The 18,911-nt window shown below is 70.0% G+C and carries 12 protein-coding genes; 2 read left to right on the forward strand and 10 right to left on the reverse strand.

Annotation, left to right across the window (positions count from 1 at the left end):
- Positions 1-5: 5 nt before the first annotated feature.
- The 3 genes from ACWFRB_RS01800 to ACWFRB_RS01810 all read right to left on the reverse strand — a co-directional run bounded on the left by ACWFRB_RS01800 (position 6) and on the right by ACWFRB_RS01810 (position 5,536).
- Positions 6-1,403, reverse strand: a complete 1,398-nt coding sequence (locus tag ACWFRB_RS01800; RefSeq protein ID WP_452638390.1) for an FAD-binding oxidoreductase — start codon at positions 1,401-1,403, stop codon at positions 6-8.
- A gap of 63 nt (positions 1,404-1,466) precedes the next feature.
- Positions 1,467-4,310, reverse strand: a complete 2,844-nt coding sequence (locus tag ACWFRB_RS01805) for an ATP-binding protein (protein ID WP_452638392.1) — start codon at positions 4,308-4,310, stop codon at positions 1,467-1,469.
- A gap of 77 nt (positions 4,311-4,387) precedes the next feature.
- Positions 4,388-5,536 carry a phosphatidylinositol-specific phospholipase C domain-containing protein gene (locus tag ACWFRB_RS01810; RefSeq protein WP_452638393.1) on the reverse strand — a complete coding sequence of 383 codons (1,149 nt, stop codon included), beginning with the start codon at positions 5,534-5,536 and terminating at the stop codon, positions 4,388-4,390.
- Positions 5,537-5,647: 111 nt separating this feature from the next.
- Between ACWFRB_RS01810 and ACWFRB_RS01815 the strand changes: the two genes are divergently transcribed.
- On the forward strand, positions 5,648-6,109 hold the full coding sequence (locus tag ACWFRB_RS01815; protein WP_452638395.1) for an SRPBCC family protein: 462 nt from the start codon (positions 5,648-5,650) through the stop codon (positions 6,107-6,109).
- 16 nt (positions 6,110-6,125) lie between these two features.
- Here the strand turns inward: ACWFRB_RS01815 and ACWFRB_RS01820 are convergent, their stop codons facing one another.
- On the reverse strand, positions 6,126-7,109 hold the full coding sequence (locus ACWFRB_RS01820; RefSeq protein WP_452638397.1) for an alpha/beta hydrolase: 984 nt from the start codon (positions 7,107-7,109) through the stop codon (positions 6,126-6,128).
- A gap of 304 nt (positions 7,110-7,413) precedes the next feature.
- On the opposite strand from ACWFRB_RS01820, the gene ACWFRB_RS01825 reads away from it, so the two are divergent.
- Entirely contained in the window at positions 7,414-7,605 is a 192-nt protein-coding gene (locus ACWFRB_RS01825; RefSeq protein ID WP_136911650.1) for a hypothetical protein, read from the forward strand.
- Here the strand turns inward: ACWFRB_RS01825 and ACWFRB_RS01830 are convergent, their stop codons facing one another.
- The 6 genes from ACWFRB_RS01830 to ACWFRB_RS01855 form a co-directional block, all read right to left on the reverse strand.
- A complete protein-coding gene (locus ACWFRB_RS01830; protein ID WP_452638398.1) occupies positions 7,606-9,465 on the reverse strand; it encodes an ABC transporter ATP-binding protein/permease in 1,860 nt (619 codons plus the stop codon).
- A gap of 167 nt (positions 9,466-9,632) precedes the next feature.
- Positions 9,633-10,535, reverse strand: coding sequence for an acyl-CoA thioesterase (locus tag ACWFRB_RS01835; protein ID WP_452638400.1), 903 nt, complete (start codon positions 10,533-10,535; stop codon positions 9,633-9,635).
- A complete protein-coding gene (gene pyk / locus ACWFRB_RS01840; RefSeq protein ID WP_452638401.1) occupies positions 10,536-11,954 on the reverse strand; it encodes a pyruvate kinase in 1,419 nt (472 codons plus the stop codon).
- A gap of 95 nt (positions 11,955-12,049) precedes the next feature.
- The gene (locus ACWFRB_RS01845) at positions 12,050-13,555 is read right to left on the reverse strand and encodes a glutamate synthase subunit beta (protein ID WP_452638402.1); all 1,506 of its coding nucleotides are present in this window, start codon (positions 13,553-13,555) and stop codon (positions 12,050-12,052) included.
- A complete protein-coding gene (gltB, locus tag ACWFRB_RS01850; protein ID WP_452638404.1) occupies positions 13,548-18,131 on the reverse strand; it encodes a glutamate synthase large subunit in 4,584 nt (1,527 codons plus the stop codon). The genes ACWFRB_RS01845 and gltB overlap by 8 nt, the downstream gene beginning before the upstream one ends.
- A 217-nt stretch (positions 18,132-18,348) precedes the next feature.
- Complete coding sequence (locus ACWFRB_RS01855) at positions 18,349-18,900, reverse strand: NINE protein (RefSeq protein WP_452638405.1); 552 nt, start codon at positions 18,898-18,900, stop codon at positions 18,349-18,351.
- Between the last annotated feature and the right edge of the window lie 11 nt (positions 18,901-18,911).

The following is an 18,911-nucleotide window of genomic DNA, read 5'->3' on the forward strand; positions in this document are numbered from 1 at the left end:
GGCCGTCACCAGCGCGCGGCGGCGGCGAACACCCGATTCGGGTCGAACCGGTCGCGGATCTCGGACAACCGGCGACGCTCCTGCGGACCCCAGGCCTCCCGCACCCGGTCGGCGGGGGCGCCCTCGGCTCCGCCCGCGAAGTTCATCAGCGCCCCACCGGTCCCCCACGGCTCCATCGCGGCCAGCACCGAGTCCAGCGCGCCAGGGACGACGCCGGCGATGGGGGGCGCGAGCACGCCGACCGCGAACAGGCTGAAGGCCGCGTCCCTGCCCCCCACCGCGTTCGGGACCTCGGCGCCGCGGGCCAGCGCCCCGCCCATCGCGCGGATCTCCGCCAGCACCAACGGCAGGCCCCCAGTGGGCCCGACCGTGGCGAGGAACTCGTCGATCGCCTCGGCGGGCAGCCTGCGCAACAGCATGGACCGCTCGGCGCCCGGCATCGGGTCGGTGGGATCGGCGTGGATCGACCCCACATCCGCGTACATGATCTCGGTGACCGTGTCGATGATCGGCTCGGCCAGGGCGCGCAGCGGCGCCAGCAACTCCTCCCCGTCCTCCGTCTCGCTGACGTGCGTGTAGCGCAGGTGCAGCACGGTGCGGCCGCGCAGGGCCTCCGGTAGGACGGGCAGCGGTGGGAAGTTCACCACCGCGACCGAGGAGCTCACCGACTCGGGAATCCGGTGCACCCAGTCCCGCCAACCGTGCAGGACCCGCGGCGCGTCGAGGAAATCGAAGAACATGCCGCCGGCGTACACGGTCTGAATCGGGAAGAGCCGGAACGTGATCTGCGTGACGATCCCGAACGCCGCCCCGCCGCCGCGCAACGCCCAGAACAGGTCCGGTTCGCTCGTCTCGCTGACCCGGCGCACCTGGCCGTCGGCGGTCACAACCTCGATCTCGACGACATGGTCGGCTGCGAAGCCGTAGGTCCGGGCCACCGGGCCGATCCCGCCGCCGAGGGTGTAGCCGACGACCCCGACCTCCGTCGCGGACCCGCACAGTCCGGCGAGCCCGTGCGGCGACGCGGCGTCGAGCACCTGCTGCCACCGCACACCCGCGCCGACGGTCGCCGTCCTGGCGTGTGGATCGATGACGATCGAGTCGAGCAGCCGGGTATTGATCAGGATCGACCCGGGTCCGGTGGTCGCGGCGCCGTGCCCGGTGGCCTGGACCGCGACCGACAACCCGGCGGCGGCCGCGATCCCGACGGCCGCCGCGACGTCAGCGGCGCTGGAGGCGACCAGCACCGCTGCGGGCCGGTGCACGGTGGCGGTGTTGAACGACGCGACGGAAAGGTCGAAGCCGCCGTCGCCCGGCGAGTGCACCGGTCCGGCCGTCACGGCGCTCAGGCGCTCGACCAGCGGGGGCAGGACGGGTGAGGATTCTTCGATACTGGTGGACACGGCGATCCCTTCGCTCGTTCGGAACTGTCCACCACAGGACAGCCGACCGCACTTACCGCGCTCTTAAGGCCGCCTTGCCGCGCCCTCCCCGACCAGGCCGGACAGCAGTGCGTTGATCTGGGCCCGGCCCAGGTCCGCTCCCCGCGCGGTGTGTCGGGCGTAGTCCTGCGCGCTGAGCGCATCGCGTACCGCGGCGGCCTCCCGCGGACCGTCGATCGGGTCCATCCCCTCCGGCAGGAACCCGATCCGGCCGCCGAGCGACTGCACCGCACCCGCGAGCACCGCGGCCTCCACCGGAAAACCGGCACCGGCCAGGACCGCGGCGGAGGTGTGCATCAGCACCAGCCAGGACGTCACGTCGCCGTCCGCCTCGAGCACCGACTGCATGTGGCGTGCCGCGGACATCGCGGACTCCACATCGCCCGCGTCCATCGCCGACTTCATCAGCGCCCAGGTCGATGACCCGACCGACCACCGGTTGCCGATGCGCTCGGCGACGGCGATCGCGGTCTCCAACTCCGCGCGCGCCTCGAGCGGCCGACCGTGGTTGCGCAACAACATCCCCAGCACCATCCGGGCGTCCGCCTCCGCGAAGGCCGACCCCAGCGCGTGCGCGGTCGCGGCGCCCTCGCGGACGAGGTCGAGACCAACGCCGTGGTCGCCGTCCATCGACAGGAAGTAGCCGCACCACGCGCGCAGACGGGCCGCCTCGGCGAGGTCGCCCGCGGCCTGCCACGCGGCGGCGGACTCCCGCGCGGCGTCGGACGCGGCGGCCCGGTCCCCTGTGAGGTAGGTCAACGACGCGACGCCCGCCATCGCGCGCGCGAACTGTCTGGGTTCGGGGGCGCGGGGGTCCGCCGCAGCCGCGCCAAGGGCCGCGTGCAGAAAGCCGAGCCCCTCCCCGATGCGGCCCATCCGATACCAGAACCAGTACAGGCCCCCGGACAGCTCGAGTGCGTAGTGCCCCTCACCCGCGGCGAGCGCGGACACCAGCGCCGCGCGGTGCTCGGCCTGGTCGGCGGAGAGTTCCCCCATCACCTCCGCCGAGTTCGGCCCGTACAGGGCGGACTGGCGGGCGTTGACCCGGGCCAACACGTGCGTCCGGTGCCTCGCCTCGGTCCGCCCGCGCTCGGCCTGATCGGACTGCCGCCACGCGAAATGCTTGATGGTCTGCAGCATCCGGTAGCGCCTGGGCGAGGTGCCGGGGAGGACGGTGAGCAGCGATCGGCGCACAAGAGCGGTCAGCGGCTGCACCGAGGCCACCGCGGACGAAGCCCCCGTGGCGGCCGCGGCCCCGCCGATGTCGAAGCTGTCCGCGAATACCGCGACCTGTCGCAGCAGTCCCGCCTGCTCGTCGTCGAGCAGCCGGTAACTCCAGTCGATGGTGTCCGCGAGCCTGCGCTGTCGGGGCGGGGCGCTGCGGGACCCACCGCGTAGGAGGGTGAAACGATCCTCCAACCCGTCGGCTATCTGCTGCTCGGAGAGCACCCGCAGTTGCGCGGTGGCGAGTTCGATGCCGAGCGGGATGCCGTCGAGTTCGGCGCAGATCGTGCGCACCGGCGCGGCGTTCGACTCGTCGAGAGCCCACCCGGGCACCACACCCCCGGCGCGCGCAGCGAACAGATCCCGTGCCTCGTCCGGTGTGAGCGGCGAGACGTCGTGCAGCGCTTCGCCGTCCACCTCGAGAGGTTCGCGGCTGGTGGCGAGCAGCTGTACCCGCGGGGACCGGTCTACGAGCGCGCTTGCGAGCGCCGCGGCATCCGCGACGACGTGCTCGCAGTTGTCGAGGATCATCAGCATCGTTCGGCCGGCCAGCACACCCGCGAGATGTTCCGCGCTGCCGATCCCGGGCAGCCCGAGCGCCGACGCCACCGCGGGCACGATCAGCGCGCCGTCGGTGAGGGCGCCGAGATCCACGATCCACGGGCCGTCCGCGTCACGTCTACGGCGCGCGACCTCGATCGCGAGTCTGGTCTTGCCGACCCCACCCGGTCCGACGAGGGTGACCACGGGGTGCTCGCGCAGCGCCGCGGCCACCGACTCGATGTCGGCCGCGCGGCCCACCAGCAGGCTCCGCGGGGACGGCAGATTCGACGCCCGGGCCGGATCGGGTTCGGCAGCGGGCGGCGTCGCCTGCCGACCGTGCAACGCGGCGTCCTGTGCCAGCACGGCCGCTTCGAGCTGTCGCAGGCCCACTCCTGGGTCGATGCCGAGCTCGTCGTCCAGGATCGCTCTGATCCGGCGCAGCGCGACCAGCGCGTCGGACTGTCGACCGCCGCGATAGAGCGCGAGGACCAGGATCTCCCATACCCGCTCGTCCAGCGGATGCTCGGCGGTCAGGGCCTCCGCCTCCGCGGCCACCTCGGCGAATCTCTCCCGGCGCAGGCCCACCTCGAGCAACGATCTGCGGGCCTCCAGGTGCATCGCGCTCAGCCGGGCGATCTCCGGCATCGCGAACTCGGAACCGGCGATGTCGGTGTACGGCGAGCCCCGCCACAGCGACAGGGCCTCCAGGTAGGCGGCGGCCGCCCCGTCCGCCGAGGTGTCCGAGAGCTCGGCGCCGAGCCGGACCAGCTCCTCGAACCGCGCGACGTCGACACTTCCGCGCTCGGCGGACAGCAGGTACCGTCCGCCGTCGCGCACCAGCACCCCGTCCTCGCGGCGGGCCCTGTCAGGACTGAGCAGATCGCGCAACTTGGAGATCGCGACGTGCAACGAACTGAGCTTGGGCTGATCCCGGTCGTGCCACACCTGGGCCAGGAGACGGTCGGCGGACACGGAGTGCGGGTAGGCGAGGACGAGCGCCGCGAGCAGCGCGCGTTGGCGGGCGCCGCCGAGGTCGATCGGCCGGCCGTCACGGACCGCGGCGACGGGCCCGAGCACCCGCAGTTCCAGGCCGTCCGGCATGGCCCGCCCCCTCCTCAGCGCCGCCGATCCCCTTGAGCGCCATAGGCTACCGGACTCGCCCGGCCGCCCGGGCCGTCTCAGCCCCTCGGCAGGACCCGCGAGAGCACCCCGGGGAGCGGATGCCAGTCCGCGGTCACGACGCTCGCGTTGCCAGCCGCGAGTTCGTCGACGCGGGCGCGCGCCGCCGCCTCCGGTGGGCTGGTGCCGTCGATCGCGGGGGCGACCTTGTGCGCATCGGTCATCACCAGCAGGTAGCCGCGATCGCGATACCAGGCGGTGTCGATGCCGCCGCTCACGAACGCCGACGCGTCCCCGTCGAAGATCACGAACCACGGCCGGATGGTGGCGTCCGGATACCGGGTCTGTCGGGGGTCGCCCGCCTCCGCGCGAAGCACGGCGGGGAAGGCGACGGCCTGGTCCAGCGAGCCCGCCGCGGCGAGATCCCGGAGATGGGTGGCGTATTCGACGTCCGTCCAAAGCGGGTCGGCCGGGTTCATCTGCTCCACCGTCCCGGGGATCAGCTCGATGATGAACTTGCCCGCGAGCTCGCCCCGCCCTGGCCAGCCGTCGGTCCGCACTGCGTCGTCGAGGGTGACGGGCGCCCCGCCGGTCAGGTCGGACGGGCGGAACAGCGCGGAGCCGAGCCGCTCGTCGAGGAGGGCGTCGAACTCGCGCGGGCCCAGCCCGGCCGGGGCGTTGAAGCCGTCCTTCATCTCGATCTTGATCATCACCGGCCGATGACCGGGGTTCGCGTCGTGCCAGACCCGCAGATCGGCGAGGCAGCCGGCGAGATCCCGATCCCGGGGCAGGCCCCGCAGCTGCTCCGGCGCGGTCGCGCCCGCGCAGTTGTTCGCGTTCCCCAGCGGGTTCTCGTGCGAGACCCGCCAATCGCTGACGGCGCTCTCGTCCAGGCTCTCGAGCAGCGCGTCGGCACTGCCGCCGTTCGACGGATCGGCGCCTGCCGTCATCACGGCGGCGGCCTTGGGCACCACGTCGAAGCTGTTGGTCCAGACGTCGAGCTCGAGCAGACCCGCTCCCGAGTCCAACGCGTCCGCGAGGTACTCGTACGTGTGCTGCTCGTAGGCGTTGTGCACGCCGACCGCGGTGGTCGCCGAGTACGGGGATCCGGATGCCGTCACCGCGCCCGCGTTGGCAGGCGCGGCACCCACGAGCAGGACCGCGGCGGCGGCCAGTGCGGCGATGCCTGCCGGTCGAGAAGAATTCACTTGACTGCCTTTACGATGAACGGACGGTGAACACGTGCAGCGTACGGGCACCGAGTGCCGAACTGTTCCGTTCGATCCGAGCTGGATACTCCCGAACGAAGGGCACCGACCTTGTCGAACACCGAGATTCAGCTCACCCAGCACGTGGCGGCGGCGCCTGCGAAGGTCTGGGCGGTGCTCACCGACCTCGACGCGGCCGCGACGACGCTCACCGGAGTGATCAGCACGGAGCGGATCGCCGGCGAGGGCTACGCCGTAGGCACCCGCTGGCGTGAGACCCGCAAGATGCTGGGCAAGGAAGCCACCGAGGAGATGTGGGTCGCCGAGGTGGAGCCGGAGCGCCGGACCGTGGTGAAGGCGAACTCCCGTGGCGCCGACTACACGACGTCCTTCACGCTCGCCCCGAGCGGCGACGGCACCGACCTCTCGATGACCTTCACCGCGGACCCCGGCAAATCCACCTTCCTGGCGAAGCTGCTGATGAAGGTTTTTGGCGGGCTCGCCGCGAAGGCCACCGCGAAGATGATGACGCAGGATCTGCGGGACATCGCGGCCGCCGCCGAGGCGGCCTGACGCCGGCCCGGCGGGGTCAGGCGCCGATCGAGGCCTTGAGCATCGGCAGCATCGCCCACAGCTGGTCCTGCCAGTACGGCCACGCGTGGGTTCCCGTCGCGGGGAAGTCGAAGTGGGCGGAATCGATGCCCATCGTCAACAGCCGCACCTGGAATGCCCTGGTCTGGGCCAGCGAGAGCGCCTCGAGACCCATCCCCGTCGCGGTGTTGACGTAGTCGATCGGGTACACCGGACGGTTGTGCTCGCCGGGCAGTCCGCTGGCGGCCGAGATCCACATCGGCAGCCCACGCAGCCCCTCGGCCTGCACGAACGGGTCGTGCCGCAACCAGGCCGGGTCCCAGGGCGGACCCCACATGCAGTCCGAGTTGTACAGGCCGGCGTCGAGCATCGCGATCCGGATGGCCTCCCGCATCCCGGGCGCCGACAGGTTGAGGTAGCCGGACATCGCGCCTGCGAAGGTGAACTGGTTGCGGTGATGGGCCGCGAGGATCAGGGCCGCGTTGCCGCCCATCGACAGCCCGACGACGGCGTTGCTGGTGCGGCTGATGCCGTACCTGGCGGCCAGGTGATCGGGCAGGTTCTGGGTGAGAAACGACTCCCACATGTACTTGTACGGCTGGTTGGTGAAGTTGTTCGGCGCATACCAGTCCGCGTAGAAGCTGGATTCGCCACCGACCGGTTCGATCACGTTGACGCCGTGATCCGAGAGCCAGGCCGCGTTGGTCTCGTGCTCCCAGCCGCTCACGTCGTTGGTCGCCCGGATCCCGTCGAGCAGGTAGACGGCCTTGTTGCTGCCGTTGTTCGCAAGCCACATCCGGACCTTGATGTGCCCGACGCCGCCTGGCGCAGGCACCCAGTCCTCGTGGAACCGGTCATACGGATTGGCCGAGGCGGGCGCGGCGGCGCCGAGCGCCAGTCCGAGCGGTAGCACCAGTGCCGCGATCAGCAGCAGCACCGCGGACCGCGCTCCGTCCCGGACACCCCTCGTAGATCCGCGCATCGCCATCGACCTCCGTCGTGACATGAGTCACATTGGCACCACGCTATTCCCCCCGCCCACCCTCGAGTCGGCTGCTCCGCGCAATCGTTACCTGCATGTGGCCCGGACCGACACCGCTCCGCTACCACGAATGCCCCGGTGTCAGGCGGAGCCCGACACAAGAATTACCATCAAACCAACCGATAGGTATGTCCGATTTGGATACATTGACCGGCGAATGTGGCACGGCCACGAAGATCCTTGGGGAGGGGCGGCATCATGCGGGGAACGTGGTCGAGTCGGGAAGTCCTGAGGGCGGTCGGTCATGCCTAGGCCGGGCCCGGTCCGACCCCTCGTCGGGGTGAAGATGGACGCCGTGCGGATCGAAGAGTACGACGCGCAGGCCCAGCAGGAGGGCCTGCTGATGAAGTCCGGCAAGCCCAACCGATCGGAACTGATCCGGATCAAGCTGGCGTTCGCCGACGAACACATGCCGAACGGATGGCGACCCGTCTGACTACACCGGCACCGGCACCGGTGACAGGTCCCACGGCCCGTCGCCCGCGAGCTGCAGCTGCTGCGCGTGGTGCTGGTCGACCGTGCTTCGGTGGCTGACGCTCACGAGCATGCAGTCCGGCGCCTCTGTCCGGATCAGGCTGTACAGCGAGTACTCGAGCCCCTCGTCGACCGCGGAGGTGGCCTCGTCCAGGAACACCAGCTCCGGCCGGATCAGCAGGATGCGGGCGAACGCGATCCGCTGCTGCTCTCCCGGCGAGAGGATCTTCGCCCAGTCGGCCTCCTCGTCGAGTCGATCGACCAGGTTCGCGAGCTGCACCTTCCGCAGGGCCTCCCGGATCGACTCGTCGTCGAGTTCGTCCGGCGTGCCCGGATAGGCGGCGGCGGTCCGCAGGTCCCCGAGCGGCAGGTACGGCATCTGGGACAGGAACAGCGTCCTGTTCCCGGCGGGCCGGCTGACCTGCCCCTCGGTGAAGGGCCACATCTCGGCGAGGCTGCGCAGCAGGGTGGTCTTGCCACTGCCCGACCGCCCCTTGACGACGAGGGTGTCGCCCGGCGCCATCGACAGGTCCAGGTCCGCGATCAGTGAGAACCCGTCCGGCCTGCGCACCTGCACGCCCTCGACCCGCAGCGCGCCCTCGAGCTCCGAGACCGCGATCGCGGGCAGCTCGCGCGAATCCGAGTTGGCGTCCATCAGCCCGTTGAGACGGATCAGGCTGGCCCGGTACCCGGCGAAGACGTCATAGGACTCGCGGAAGAACGAGAGAGAGTCGTGCACCTGCCCGAAGGCGGTCGCGGACTGCGTCATGTCGCCGAGGGTGATCGTCCCGTTGAAGAACCGCGGCGCCTGGATGAGTAACGCGAACACCTCGGCGATCTGGTTGACCACCAGGTTCCAGCCATTGAACTTCAAGGTACGGAAGACGATTCGCCAGTAGTTGCGGATGACGGCGGCGAAGCGGAAGAGCAGCCCGCGGCGCTCGACGCCCTCGCCCCGGTAGAAGGCGACATTCTCGGCGCTGTCGCGGACGCGGACCAGCGCGTAGCGGAAGTTCGCGGTGAGCCGCTCGTTCCAGAAGTTCAGCTGGATCAGCGGCCTGCCGATCCAGAACGCCACGATGGTCGAGATCAGCACGTACCCGAACGCGAGAAAGACCATGGCGCGGGGAATCTCGGTGCCGAACACCGTCAGCGGCCCGGACAGGTCCCAGAGGATGGTCGTGAACGACACCAGGGAGACGACCGCGCCGACGGCGCCCATGGACAGCGAGCGCGAGACGGTGACGAAATCGGTGATGTCGGCCTGGATCCGCTGATCGGGGTTGTCGATGGTCTCGTCGACGAACCTGTCGCGATAGAACGCGCGCCCGTGCAGCCAGTCGGTGGTGACGTGCTCGGTCAACCACACCCGCCAGCGGATGTCGAAGGCCTGGCCGATGTAGAAGATCAGCAGCGAACGGACCACGTGGATCGTGGCCAGCACCCCGAAGATCCACAGGCTCCGCCAGAACGCTTCCTTCGCCGCGTCCAACGCCCCGACGTCGCCCTGGGCGTATGACTGCGCGGCCATCTGCAGTGCGGTGTACATCTCGTTGCCCTGGTACGAGAACAGCACGGTCATGCGGACCGCGAAGACCGTCATGAACAGCACCACGGCCAGCAGTGCGTACACCGGCGCGCTCTCGCGGCCCTTGAAGTAGTCGCCGCTGATCCGCCAGAACTGCCTGCCCCATCGGGTGGTCCGGAAGAGCACGTACGCGATCAGGACGAAACACACCGCCGCGATGGCGAATGCCCGGAATGTCCACATCAGGCTGGTGACGACCTCGTGGTCCCAGTCGAGCCCGCCGTCATCCGACATACGCCACCCCATTCACGCGGTCACGGCACGAGCGACCAGCACGCCCGCGCCGTAGAGATGGCGAAGTCTAACCCCGATGACACCCACACAGCGCGACCAACGGCACCGCCGTGCCGTTCCAGCACGCTGTCAACGACTTTCGCGCACAGTGACGACGGGCTACCCAGCTACTTCCGGCTCGGGAAGTGCCGGATCAGGCCCTCCTGCACCACGGTCGCGAGCAACTGCCCCTCGAGCGAGAAGAACCGACCGGTCGCCAGCCCGCGGGAGCCGGCCGCCACCGGCGACTCGGTCGCGTACAGCACCCACTCGTCGAACCGGAACGGCCGGTGGAACCAGATCGAGTGGTTCACGGTGGCCGCGACGATCCGATCCAGGCCCCAGGACAACCCGTGGGTGGTGATGATCGAGTCGAGCACAGTGGTGTCCGAGGAGTAGCCCATCGTCGCGACGTGGAGCAGCGGGTCGTCGGGCAGCTCGCCGTCCGCCTTCATCCAGACCCGGTTGTGGTTGAGCTTCTCCCCGGTGCCCTTGAGGATCCAGCTCGGGTCGTTCGCGTAGCGCATGTCGATCGGCTTGAGGGCGTTGACGAACATCTGCAGCCGGTCCTCGTACCCGACGAAGTGATCGCCCAGCGGCGGCAGGGTGTCCGGGTACGGCACGTCGGGGACCTCGACCGCGTGCTCGAGACCCTTGCCCCAGTCCTGGAACGCCACGAGAATCACGAACAGCTCCTGGTCGTCCTGGTAGGCGACGACCTGGCGGTTCGCGAAGGCCCTGCCATCGCGGTGACGCTGCACCCGGTACTCGATCGGCCGCTTCACATCGCCGCCCCGGATGAAATGGGCGTTGATGGCGTGCACCGGCCGGTCACCGGACACCGTGCGCCCGGCCGCGATGATCGCCTGGGACACCAGCTGGCCACCGAACGTCCGGCTGCCGAGCTGAGCCTGGGGCGGGTGCTGCCCGAGGAACACGTCCTCGTCGAGCTGCTCGAGATCGAGCACGCTGAGAAGGATGTCGAGATCCCCCGCCCGAACGGGACGGGGCTGTGCCCCCAGGTCAGTCACCTAGTGGTCCTCTTCTCCGATGCGGTGCACGTGAATCAGGTTGGTCGAGCCTACGGTGCCGGGAGGCGACCCGGCCACGATCACCACGAGGTCGCCCTTGGTGTACCGGCCGAGGGACAGTAGCGCGGTGTCGACCTGCCCGATCATCTGGTCCGTCGTCGAGACCGGCGACACCAGGAAGGTCTCGGTGCCCCAGGTCAGGGTCAGCTGGCTGCGCACCTCCGGCAACGGGGTGAACGCGAGCAGTGGCAGGTGCGTGTGCAGTCGCGCCAGCCTGCGGACCGTGTCGCCGGACTGGGTGAACGCGACCAGCGCCTTGGCGTCCAGGCGCTCGCCGATGTCACGTGCCGCGTAGGAGATCACGCCGCGCTTGGTCCTCGGGACGTGGGTCAGCGGGGGCACCCGGGTGGACTCGGCCTCGACCGCTTCCACGATCCGGGCCATCGTCTGCACGGTCTCCATCGGGAACTTGCCGACCGAGGTCTCCCCCGACAGCATCACCGCGTCGGCGCCGTCGAGCACGGCGTTCGCGACGTCCGACGCCTCGGCGCGGGTCGGCCGGGAGTTCTCGATCATCGACTCGAGCATCTGCGTCGCGACGATCACGGGCTTGGCGTTCTCACGCGCGATCTGGATGGCGCGCTTCTGCACCAGCGGAACCTGCTCCAGGGGCAGCTCCACGCCGAGGTCGCCGCGGGCCACCATCACCGCGTCGAAGGCCAGCACCACGGCCTCGAGGTTCTCGATCGCCTCGGGCTTCTCCAGCTTCGCGATCACCGGGACCCGGCGGTCCAATCGGTCCATGACCGCGTGCACGAGCTCGATGTCCGCGGGCGACCGCACGAAGGACAGTGCGATGAAGTCAACACCGAGACGCAGCGCGAACTCGAGGTCCTCGATGTCCTTTTCGGACATGGCGGGCACCGAGACATCCATGCCGGGCAGCGAGACGCCCTTGTTGTTGCTGACCGGACCGCCCTCGGTCACCTCGCAGACGACGTCGTTGCCGTCGACGGCGGTGACCGTCAGCCCGACCTTGCCGTCGTCGACCAGCAGCCGATCGCCGGGCTTGGCGTCCTTGGCCAGCTCCCGGTAGGTGGTGGAGACGCGGTCGTGGGTGCCGTCGCAGTCCTCGACGGTGATCCGCACCTCCTCGCCGTTCTCCCACACCGTGCTCCCGGTGGCGAAGCGGCCGAGCCGGATCTTCGGGCCCTGCAGGTCGGCGAGGATGCCGACGGCCTTGCCGGTCACGTCCGAGGCCTCGCGGACCCGGCGATAGTTCTCCTCGTGGTCGGCGTGTTCGCCGTGACTGAAGTTCAGCCGGGCCACGTCCATGCCGCTCTCGACGAGCTCACGAATGCGATCCCCGGTCGCGGTTGCCGGGCCGAGCGTGCACACAATTTTCGTCCGTCGGGTCACGCGTCGAGCCTAGTCGGTGCCCTCACGCATCTCCATCGCAGGCGGTGAATTGTCCATACATACAAACAATTAGACCCTTTGCGTTTGCCTGCGATTCACACGACGGCGAGCGGCAGCGCCGTCGGGTGCACGGGCGACGGCAGGTCCGAGTGCCCCGAGAGATACACGTCGACGCCGCGGGCCGCCGAGCGCCCCTCGGCGATCGCCCACACCACCAGCGAGGCCCCGCGGTGCGCGTCGCCGCACACGAAGACACCGGGCGCCGTGGTCTGCCAGTCCGGGCCGCACGACAACACGCCGCGCCGCGTCAGCGACAGGCCGAGATCGTCGAGCATCCGGCTGTACTCGACGCCCTCGAACCCGATCGCGAACAGCGCCATGTCACAGGGCAGTTCGACCTCCTCGCCGACCGGCCGGACGTGCCTGCGTCCCTCCGCGTCCCTGCTGACCTTCACCTCGGCCAGCACCATCGACCGGACGTTGCCCTGCTCGTCGCCGAGGAACCGCTGCACCGCCACCTCGTAGCGCCGGACGCCGCCCTCAGCGTGCGCGGGTGAGGTGCGCAGCACCATCGGCCAGGACGGCCACGGGGAACGCTCGTCGTCGCGTTCGGTCGGCAGCTCCGGGTTGTAGTCGAGCTGGGTCACCGACGCCGCCCCCTGACGGTGCGCGGTCCCGAGGCAGTCGGCCCCGGTGTCGCCGCCCCCGATGATCACCACGTGCTTGCCCTTCGCGGTGATGGGGCTCGCGCCGTCGCCCTCGCATTCCCGATTCGACGGCACCAGGTGGTCCATCGCCAGGTGGATGCCCTTGAGCTCGCGACCCTCCACGGTCGTGTTGTCCCGCGCCCGCAGCGCACCGACGGCCAGCACCACGGCATCGAACCGGGCGCGCAGCTGATCGACGGTCAAATCGACGCCCACCTCACAGTCGGTAACGAAATGGGTTCCCTCCGATCGCATCTGGGACAGGCGCCGCTCCAGGATCGACTTGTCCATCTTGAACGCCGGGATGCCGTAGCGCAGCAGTCCACCGAGGCGGTCGTCGCGCTCGAACACCGTCACGTCGTGCCCTGCCCTGGTGAGCTGTTGCGCCGCGGCCAGGCCACCGGGGCCCGAGCCGACGACCGCGACCCTCTTGCCCGTGCTGATCACCGGGTGCTGGGGCACGACGGTGCCGCCCTCCCACGCCGCGTCCGCGATGGCCTGTTCGATCCGCTTGATCGTGACCGAGCCGCCGGTGTCGTTCTCTGCGATCGACAGCACGCACGCCGCCTCGCACGGCGCCGGACAGACCCGTCCCGTGAACTCCGGGAAGTTGTTCGTGGCGTGCAGCCGTTCGCTGGCCGCGCCCCACCGGTCACGCCGCACCAGGTCGTTCCAGTCGGGTATCAGGTTGCCCAGCGGGCAGCCCGCGGAACCGGAGTGGCAGAACGGAACCCCGCAGTCCATGCACCGGGTCGCCTGCTCGGCCACCTCCCTGGCCCGCTCCGCCGCGGGCTGCTCCGCATAGACCTCGTCCCAGTCGCCGATACGCTCGGTGACCGGGCGCTTGGGCGCGTCCTTCTTGACCACCTTCATGAAGCCCTGGGGATCAGCCACGAGCCGCCTCCATGATCGCAGTGTCCACGTCCCGACCCTCTGCGCGAGCGAGCCGGGTCGCGTCGAGCACCCGCTGGTAGTCGACCGGCAGCACCTTGGTGAACAACGCGCTTCGGCGCGGCCAGTCCGCCAGCACCGAGGCCGCCAACGGCGACCCGGTCCAGTGCCGGTGCTGCGCTACCGCCTCGGACAGCCACGCGAGGTCGTCGGCATCGAGGGGCTGCAGCGTGACCATCGCCGGGTTGACCATCTCCGGATCCAGGTCCAGCACGTACGCGATGCCACCCGACATGCCGGCCGCGAGGTTGCGCCCCGTGCGCCCGAGCACCACGACGCGGCCACCGGTCATGTACTCGCATGCGTGATCCCCGACGCCCTCGACGACCGCGGTGGCACCGGAGTTGCGCACCGAGAACCGCTCGCCCACCAGACCGCGGAGGTAGACCTCGCCGGACGTGGCGCCGTAGAGGATCGTGTTGCCCGCGATCACCTGACCCTGCGCCGCGAACGTCGCGTCCGGGGACGGCCGCACCACGATCCGGCCACCCGAGAGCCCCTTGCCGACATAGTCGTTCGCGTCGCCGATCATGTCGATCGTCACCCCTGGCGGCAGGAAGGCGCCCAGCGACTGTCCCGCCGAGCCGGTCAGCTCCACCCGGATGGTGTCGTCCGGCAACCCCTCCGCGCCGTAGCGACGGGTCACCTCCGACCCCAGCAGGGTGCCGACCGTGCGGTTGACGTTGCGCACCGGCAGCTCCAGCCGGACGGGGTGCGCGTCCTCCAGCGCACCCTCGGCGAGCTGGATCAGGGTGCGGTCCAGCGCCAGTTCCAGCCCGTGGTCCTGATCTCGCTGCCTGCGGCGCTGGGTCATCGGCGTGCCGTCGCGGTCGGTCGGGATCTCGAAGATCGCCGACAGGTCGAGCCCGTGGGCCTTCCAGTGCGCGATGCCCTCCGCGGTCTCGAGCACGTCGGCCCGGCCCACCGCCTCGTCGACACTGCGGAACCCGAGCTGCGCCAGGTACTCCCGGACGTCCTGGGCGATGAACCGGAAGAACTCCTCGACGAATTCCGGCTTGCCGTTGTACCGCTTGCGCAGCTCCGGGTTCTGGGTGGCCACCCCGACCGGACAGGTGTCGAGGTGGCAGACCCGCATCATGATGCAGCCGGCCACGATCAGCGGCGCCGTGGAGAACCCGAATTCCTCCGCGCCGAGCAGTGCCGCCACCATGACGTCGCGGGCGGTGCGCATGCCACCGTCGCACTGGACGGTGATCCGGTCCCGAAGGCCGTTGAGCACCAAGGTCTGCTGCGCGTCGGCGAGCCCGATCTCCCATGGCGCGCCCGCGTGCTTGAGGGAGGTCAGCGGGGACGCCCCTGTGCCGCCGTCGTGGCCGGAGATCAGCACGACGTCGGCGTGCGCCTTCGACACCCCGGCCGCCACCGTGCCGACGCCGACCGAGCTGACCAGCTTCACGTGCACGCGGGCCTGCTCGTTCGCGTTCTTCAGGTCGTGGATCAGCTGGGCCAGATCCTCGATGGAGTAGATGTCGTGGTGCGGCGGCGGGGAGATCAGTCCGACGCCGGGCGTCGAGTGCCTGGTCTTGGCCACCCACGGGTACACCTTGTAGGCGGGCAACTGACCGCCCTCCCCCGGCTTCGCGCCCTGCGCCATCTTGATCTGGATGTCGGTGCCGTTCACCAGGTAGTCGCTGGTGACGCCGAACCGGCCGCTGGCGACCTGCTTGACCGCGCTGCGCCTGCGCGGATCGTAGAGCCGGTCGGTGTCCTCGCCGCCCTCCCCCGAATTCGACCGTCCGCCGAGGTTGTTCATCGCGATCGCCATCGTCTCGTGCGCCTCGGCCGAGATCGAGCCGTAGCTCATCGCGCCGGTGTTGAATCGCGTGACGATGGATTCCACCGACTCCACCTCGTCGAGTGGGACGGGCTCGCGCAGTCCCTCGCGGAACCGGAACAGCCCGCGCAGCGCGCCTCCCGCCGCGGCCAGCCGGTTGACCTCCTCGCTGTACCGGGCGAACACCTCGTGCTGGCCAGACCGGGTCGCGTGCTGGAGCAGGAACACCGTCTCGGGCGTGAACAGGTGCAGCTCGCCCTCGCGGCGGAACTGGTATTCGCCGCCCACCTCAAGGCGGCGGTGCGCCCGGTCGGTCGGGTTGTCGGGGTAGGCGATCCGCTGCCGGATCCTGACCTCCTCGGCAAGCACGTCGAGGCCGACGCCGCCGAGTTTGCTGACGGTGCCGGTGAAGTACTCGTCGACCAGTTCGCGGTCGAGTCCGATGGCCTCGAAAACCTGTGCCGCCGTGTAGGACCCGACGGTCGAGATGCCCATCTTGGACATCACCTTCAGCACACCCTTGCCGAGCCCGGTCAGGTAGTTGCGGACCGCGATCTGCGGCTCCACGCCGACCAGCTCGCCCTCACTGACCAGGTCCTCGATGGACTCCATGGCCAGGTAGGGGTTGACCGCGGCGGCGCCGAAACCGATCAGCAACGCCAGGTGGTGCACCTCGCGCGCATCGCCGGTCTCGACGACGAGCGCGACCTTGGTGCGCTCCTTCGTCCGCACCAGGTGGTGGTGCACGGCGGAGACCGCGAGCAGCGACGGGATCGGCGCGCGGGCATGGTCCGAGTCGCGGTCCGAGATGATCAGCGTCCGGTACCCCGCCGCGATCGCCTCGCTCGCCGCCGACCGCAACTCCTCGATCGCCTCGGCCATGCCCGCGCCGCCGCGCTCGACGTCGTAGAGCGCGCGCAGCACGGTGGCGGCCAGGCCCTGGTTGTCGCCGTCGTCGTTGATGTGGATGATCTTGCCGAGCTCGTCGTTGTCGAGCACCGGCCAGGGCAGCACGATCTGTCTGCACGAGGCTGCGGTCGGTTCGAGCAGGTTCTGCTCCGGTCCCATCACCCGTGAGAGGGACGTGACGACCTCCTCCCGGATCGCGTCCAGCGGCGGGTTGGTCACCTGAGCGAACAGTTCGATGAAGTAGTCGTAGAGCAACCGCGAGCGCTGCGACATCACCGCCACCGGGGTGTCGGTGCCCATCGAGCCCAGCGGCTCACCGGGTGCGGAAGCCATGGGGGCGAGCAGGATCCGGAGGTCCTCCTCGGTGTATCCGAAGACGACCTGCCTGAGCACCACCGACTCGTGCGGATGCTGCATGTGCGCGCGTTCCGGCAGCTCCCTGAGCTCGAGCAGCCCGCTGTGCAGCCACTCCGCATACGGACGCTCCACGGCCAGCCGCATCTTGGCCTCCGCGTCCGGCACGATCCGGCCTGCCGCGGTGTCGACGAGGAACATCTGGCCGGGTTCGAGCCTGCCCTTGGCCACCACCTCGGACGGCGGCACGTCGAGGACGCCGCTCTCGCTCGCGAGGATCACCCGCCCGTCCGCCGTCTGCCACCATCGGCCGGGACGCAGGCCGTTGCGGTCGAGCACCGCCCCGACCTCGGTGCCGTCGGTGAAGGTCACGCAGGCGGGGCCGTCCCACGGCTCCATCAGTGAGGCGTGGAAGCGGTAGAAGTCGCGCCGCTCGGCGTTCATCTGGGCATCGTTCTCCCACGCCTCCGGGACCATCATCATCACCGCGTGCGCCACGCTGCGGCCGCCGAGATGCAGCAGCTCGAGCACCTCGTCGAAGGACGCGGAGTCCGAGGCCTCGGGCGTGCAGATCGGGAAGAGCCGTGTGAGGTCACCGGGGATCATCGCGCTGGCGAGCAACGCCTCCCTGGCGTGCATCCGGTTCCGGTTCCCGCGCACGGTGTTGATCTCGCCGTTGTGCGCGACGAATCGGAACGGATGGGCGAGGGGCCAGGACGGGAAGGTGTTGGTGGAGAACCTGCTGTGGACGATCGCGATCGCGCTGTGGCAGCGGTCGTCGCGCAGGTCGGGGAAGAACGCGGGCAGCTGCGCGGTGGTCAGCATTCCCTTGTAGACGATCGTCCGGCTCGACAACGACGGGAAGTACACCCCCGTGCCGTCCGCCTCGACCTGCGGGCTGACCTGCTCGGCGCGCTTGCGCAGCCCGTAGACCAGGCGGTCCAGGTCCAGACCCGCGGGCCGGCCGCCCGGACCCGCCGGTGCCGCGACGAACAGCTGGCTCATGTGCGGCATGCAGTCGCGCGCGGAGCGGCCGATGTCCGCGCCGTCGGGGTCGACCGGCACCTCGCGCCAACCGAGCACCTCGAGCCCCTCGTCCCCGGCGATGGCAGCGATCCGCGCGACGGCGGCGGCGCGTCGATCCGGATCCTGCGGGAGGAAACAGAACCCGGCGGCGTAGGTGTTCGCGCCGCCGGGGTTCGGCTCGGGCAGTTCGAACCCTGCCACCTCGGCCAGCAGGGCGGTCGGCAGCTGCAGCAGGATGCCCGCGCCGTCACCGCTGTTCGGCTCTGCGCCTGCGGCCCCGCGGTGTTCGAGGTTCGCCAGGGCGAGGAGCCCGTCCGCAACGATCGAATGCGAGCGCCTGCCGAGGATGTCGGCCACCATCGCGACACCGCAGGAATCGGCCTCCTGGGCCGGGTCGTACAGACCCTGCGGCGCGGGCGAGCGAGAGAACAGCAACAGGCACCTCCACATCGGCCGGGAAGGCTGCCGGGTGTGGCGCGCGGGGCCATCGCACGGAGCCTCGGCTGGCGGGTCCCACCGGGTTGGGTGGCTATCTCACCAGTTCGGGGTTCCGGGACGACTCTGGCCCGAAAAGAAAACTCCGAGCGTCACACTCGGGCGTGCTCAGTTTAGCAGCAGGAACGCCCGAATATCGGGTCGTAACCAGGACCGATCAGCCCCTGAGCGGCCTGCCCTGCCCGTCCTTGACGCTGCCGGAGAACATCATGATCCCGTCGATGAACGACCAGAGCCACACGACCGGGAAGATGACGAATCCGACCAACAGGAAGGTCGTGATGACGCCCAACCAGAAGAGCAGCAGCTGCGCCAGACCGATGCCGGTACTCCCCACGTAGAGGCGGCCGACGCCGCAGATCCCGACAAAGGGCAGCAGGATCTGCAGCAGGCCCGCGGTCGCCTTCGACTTGTCCGACTGCGGTTCGCCGGTCAGCGGGTCGCGACCGAAGGGCGCCTCCGAGGCGCCACCGAAATAGGCCGGCTGCACGAAGGGCTGCTGCGCATATGGCTGCTGACCGAAGGGCTGCTGACCGAACGGCTGGGCGGGCTGCTGCCCGTAGGCCTGCGGCTGAGGCTGAGTGGGCTGCTGCCCGTAGGCCTGCGGTTGCGGCGCGGCCGCGCCGGCGTCCACGGGCCATCCCGGGCCGGTGCCCTCGGGTCCGTACACGGGTCCCGGCGTCGGTCCGCCCTCTGGTACCTCAGACATGTTGATGTATC

This window comes from Rhodococcus sp. NPDC055112, from assembly GCF_053607505.1.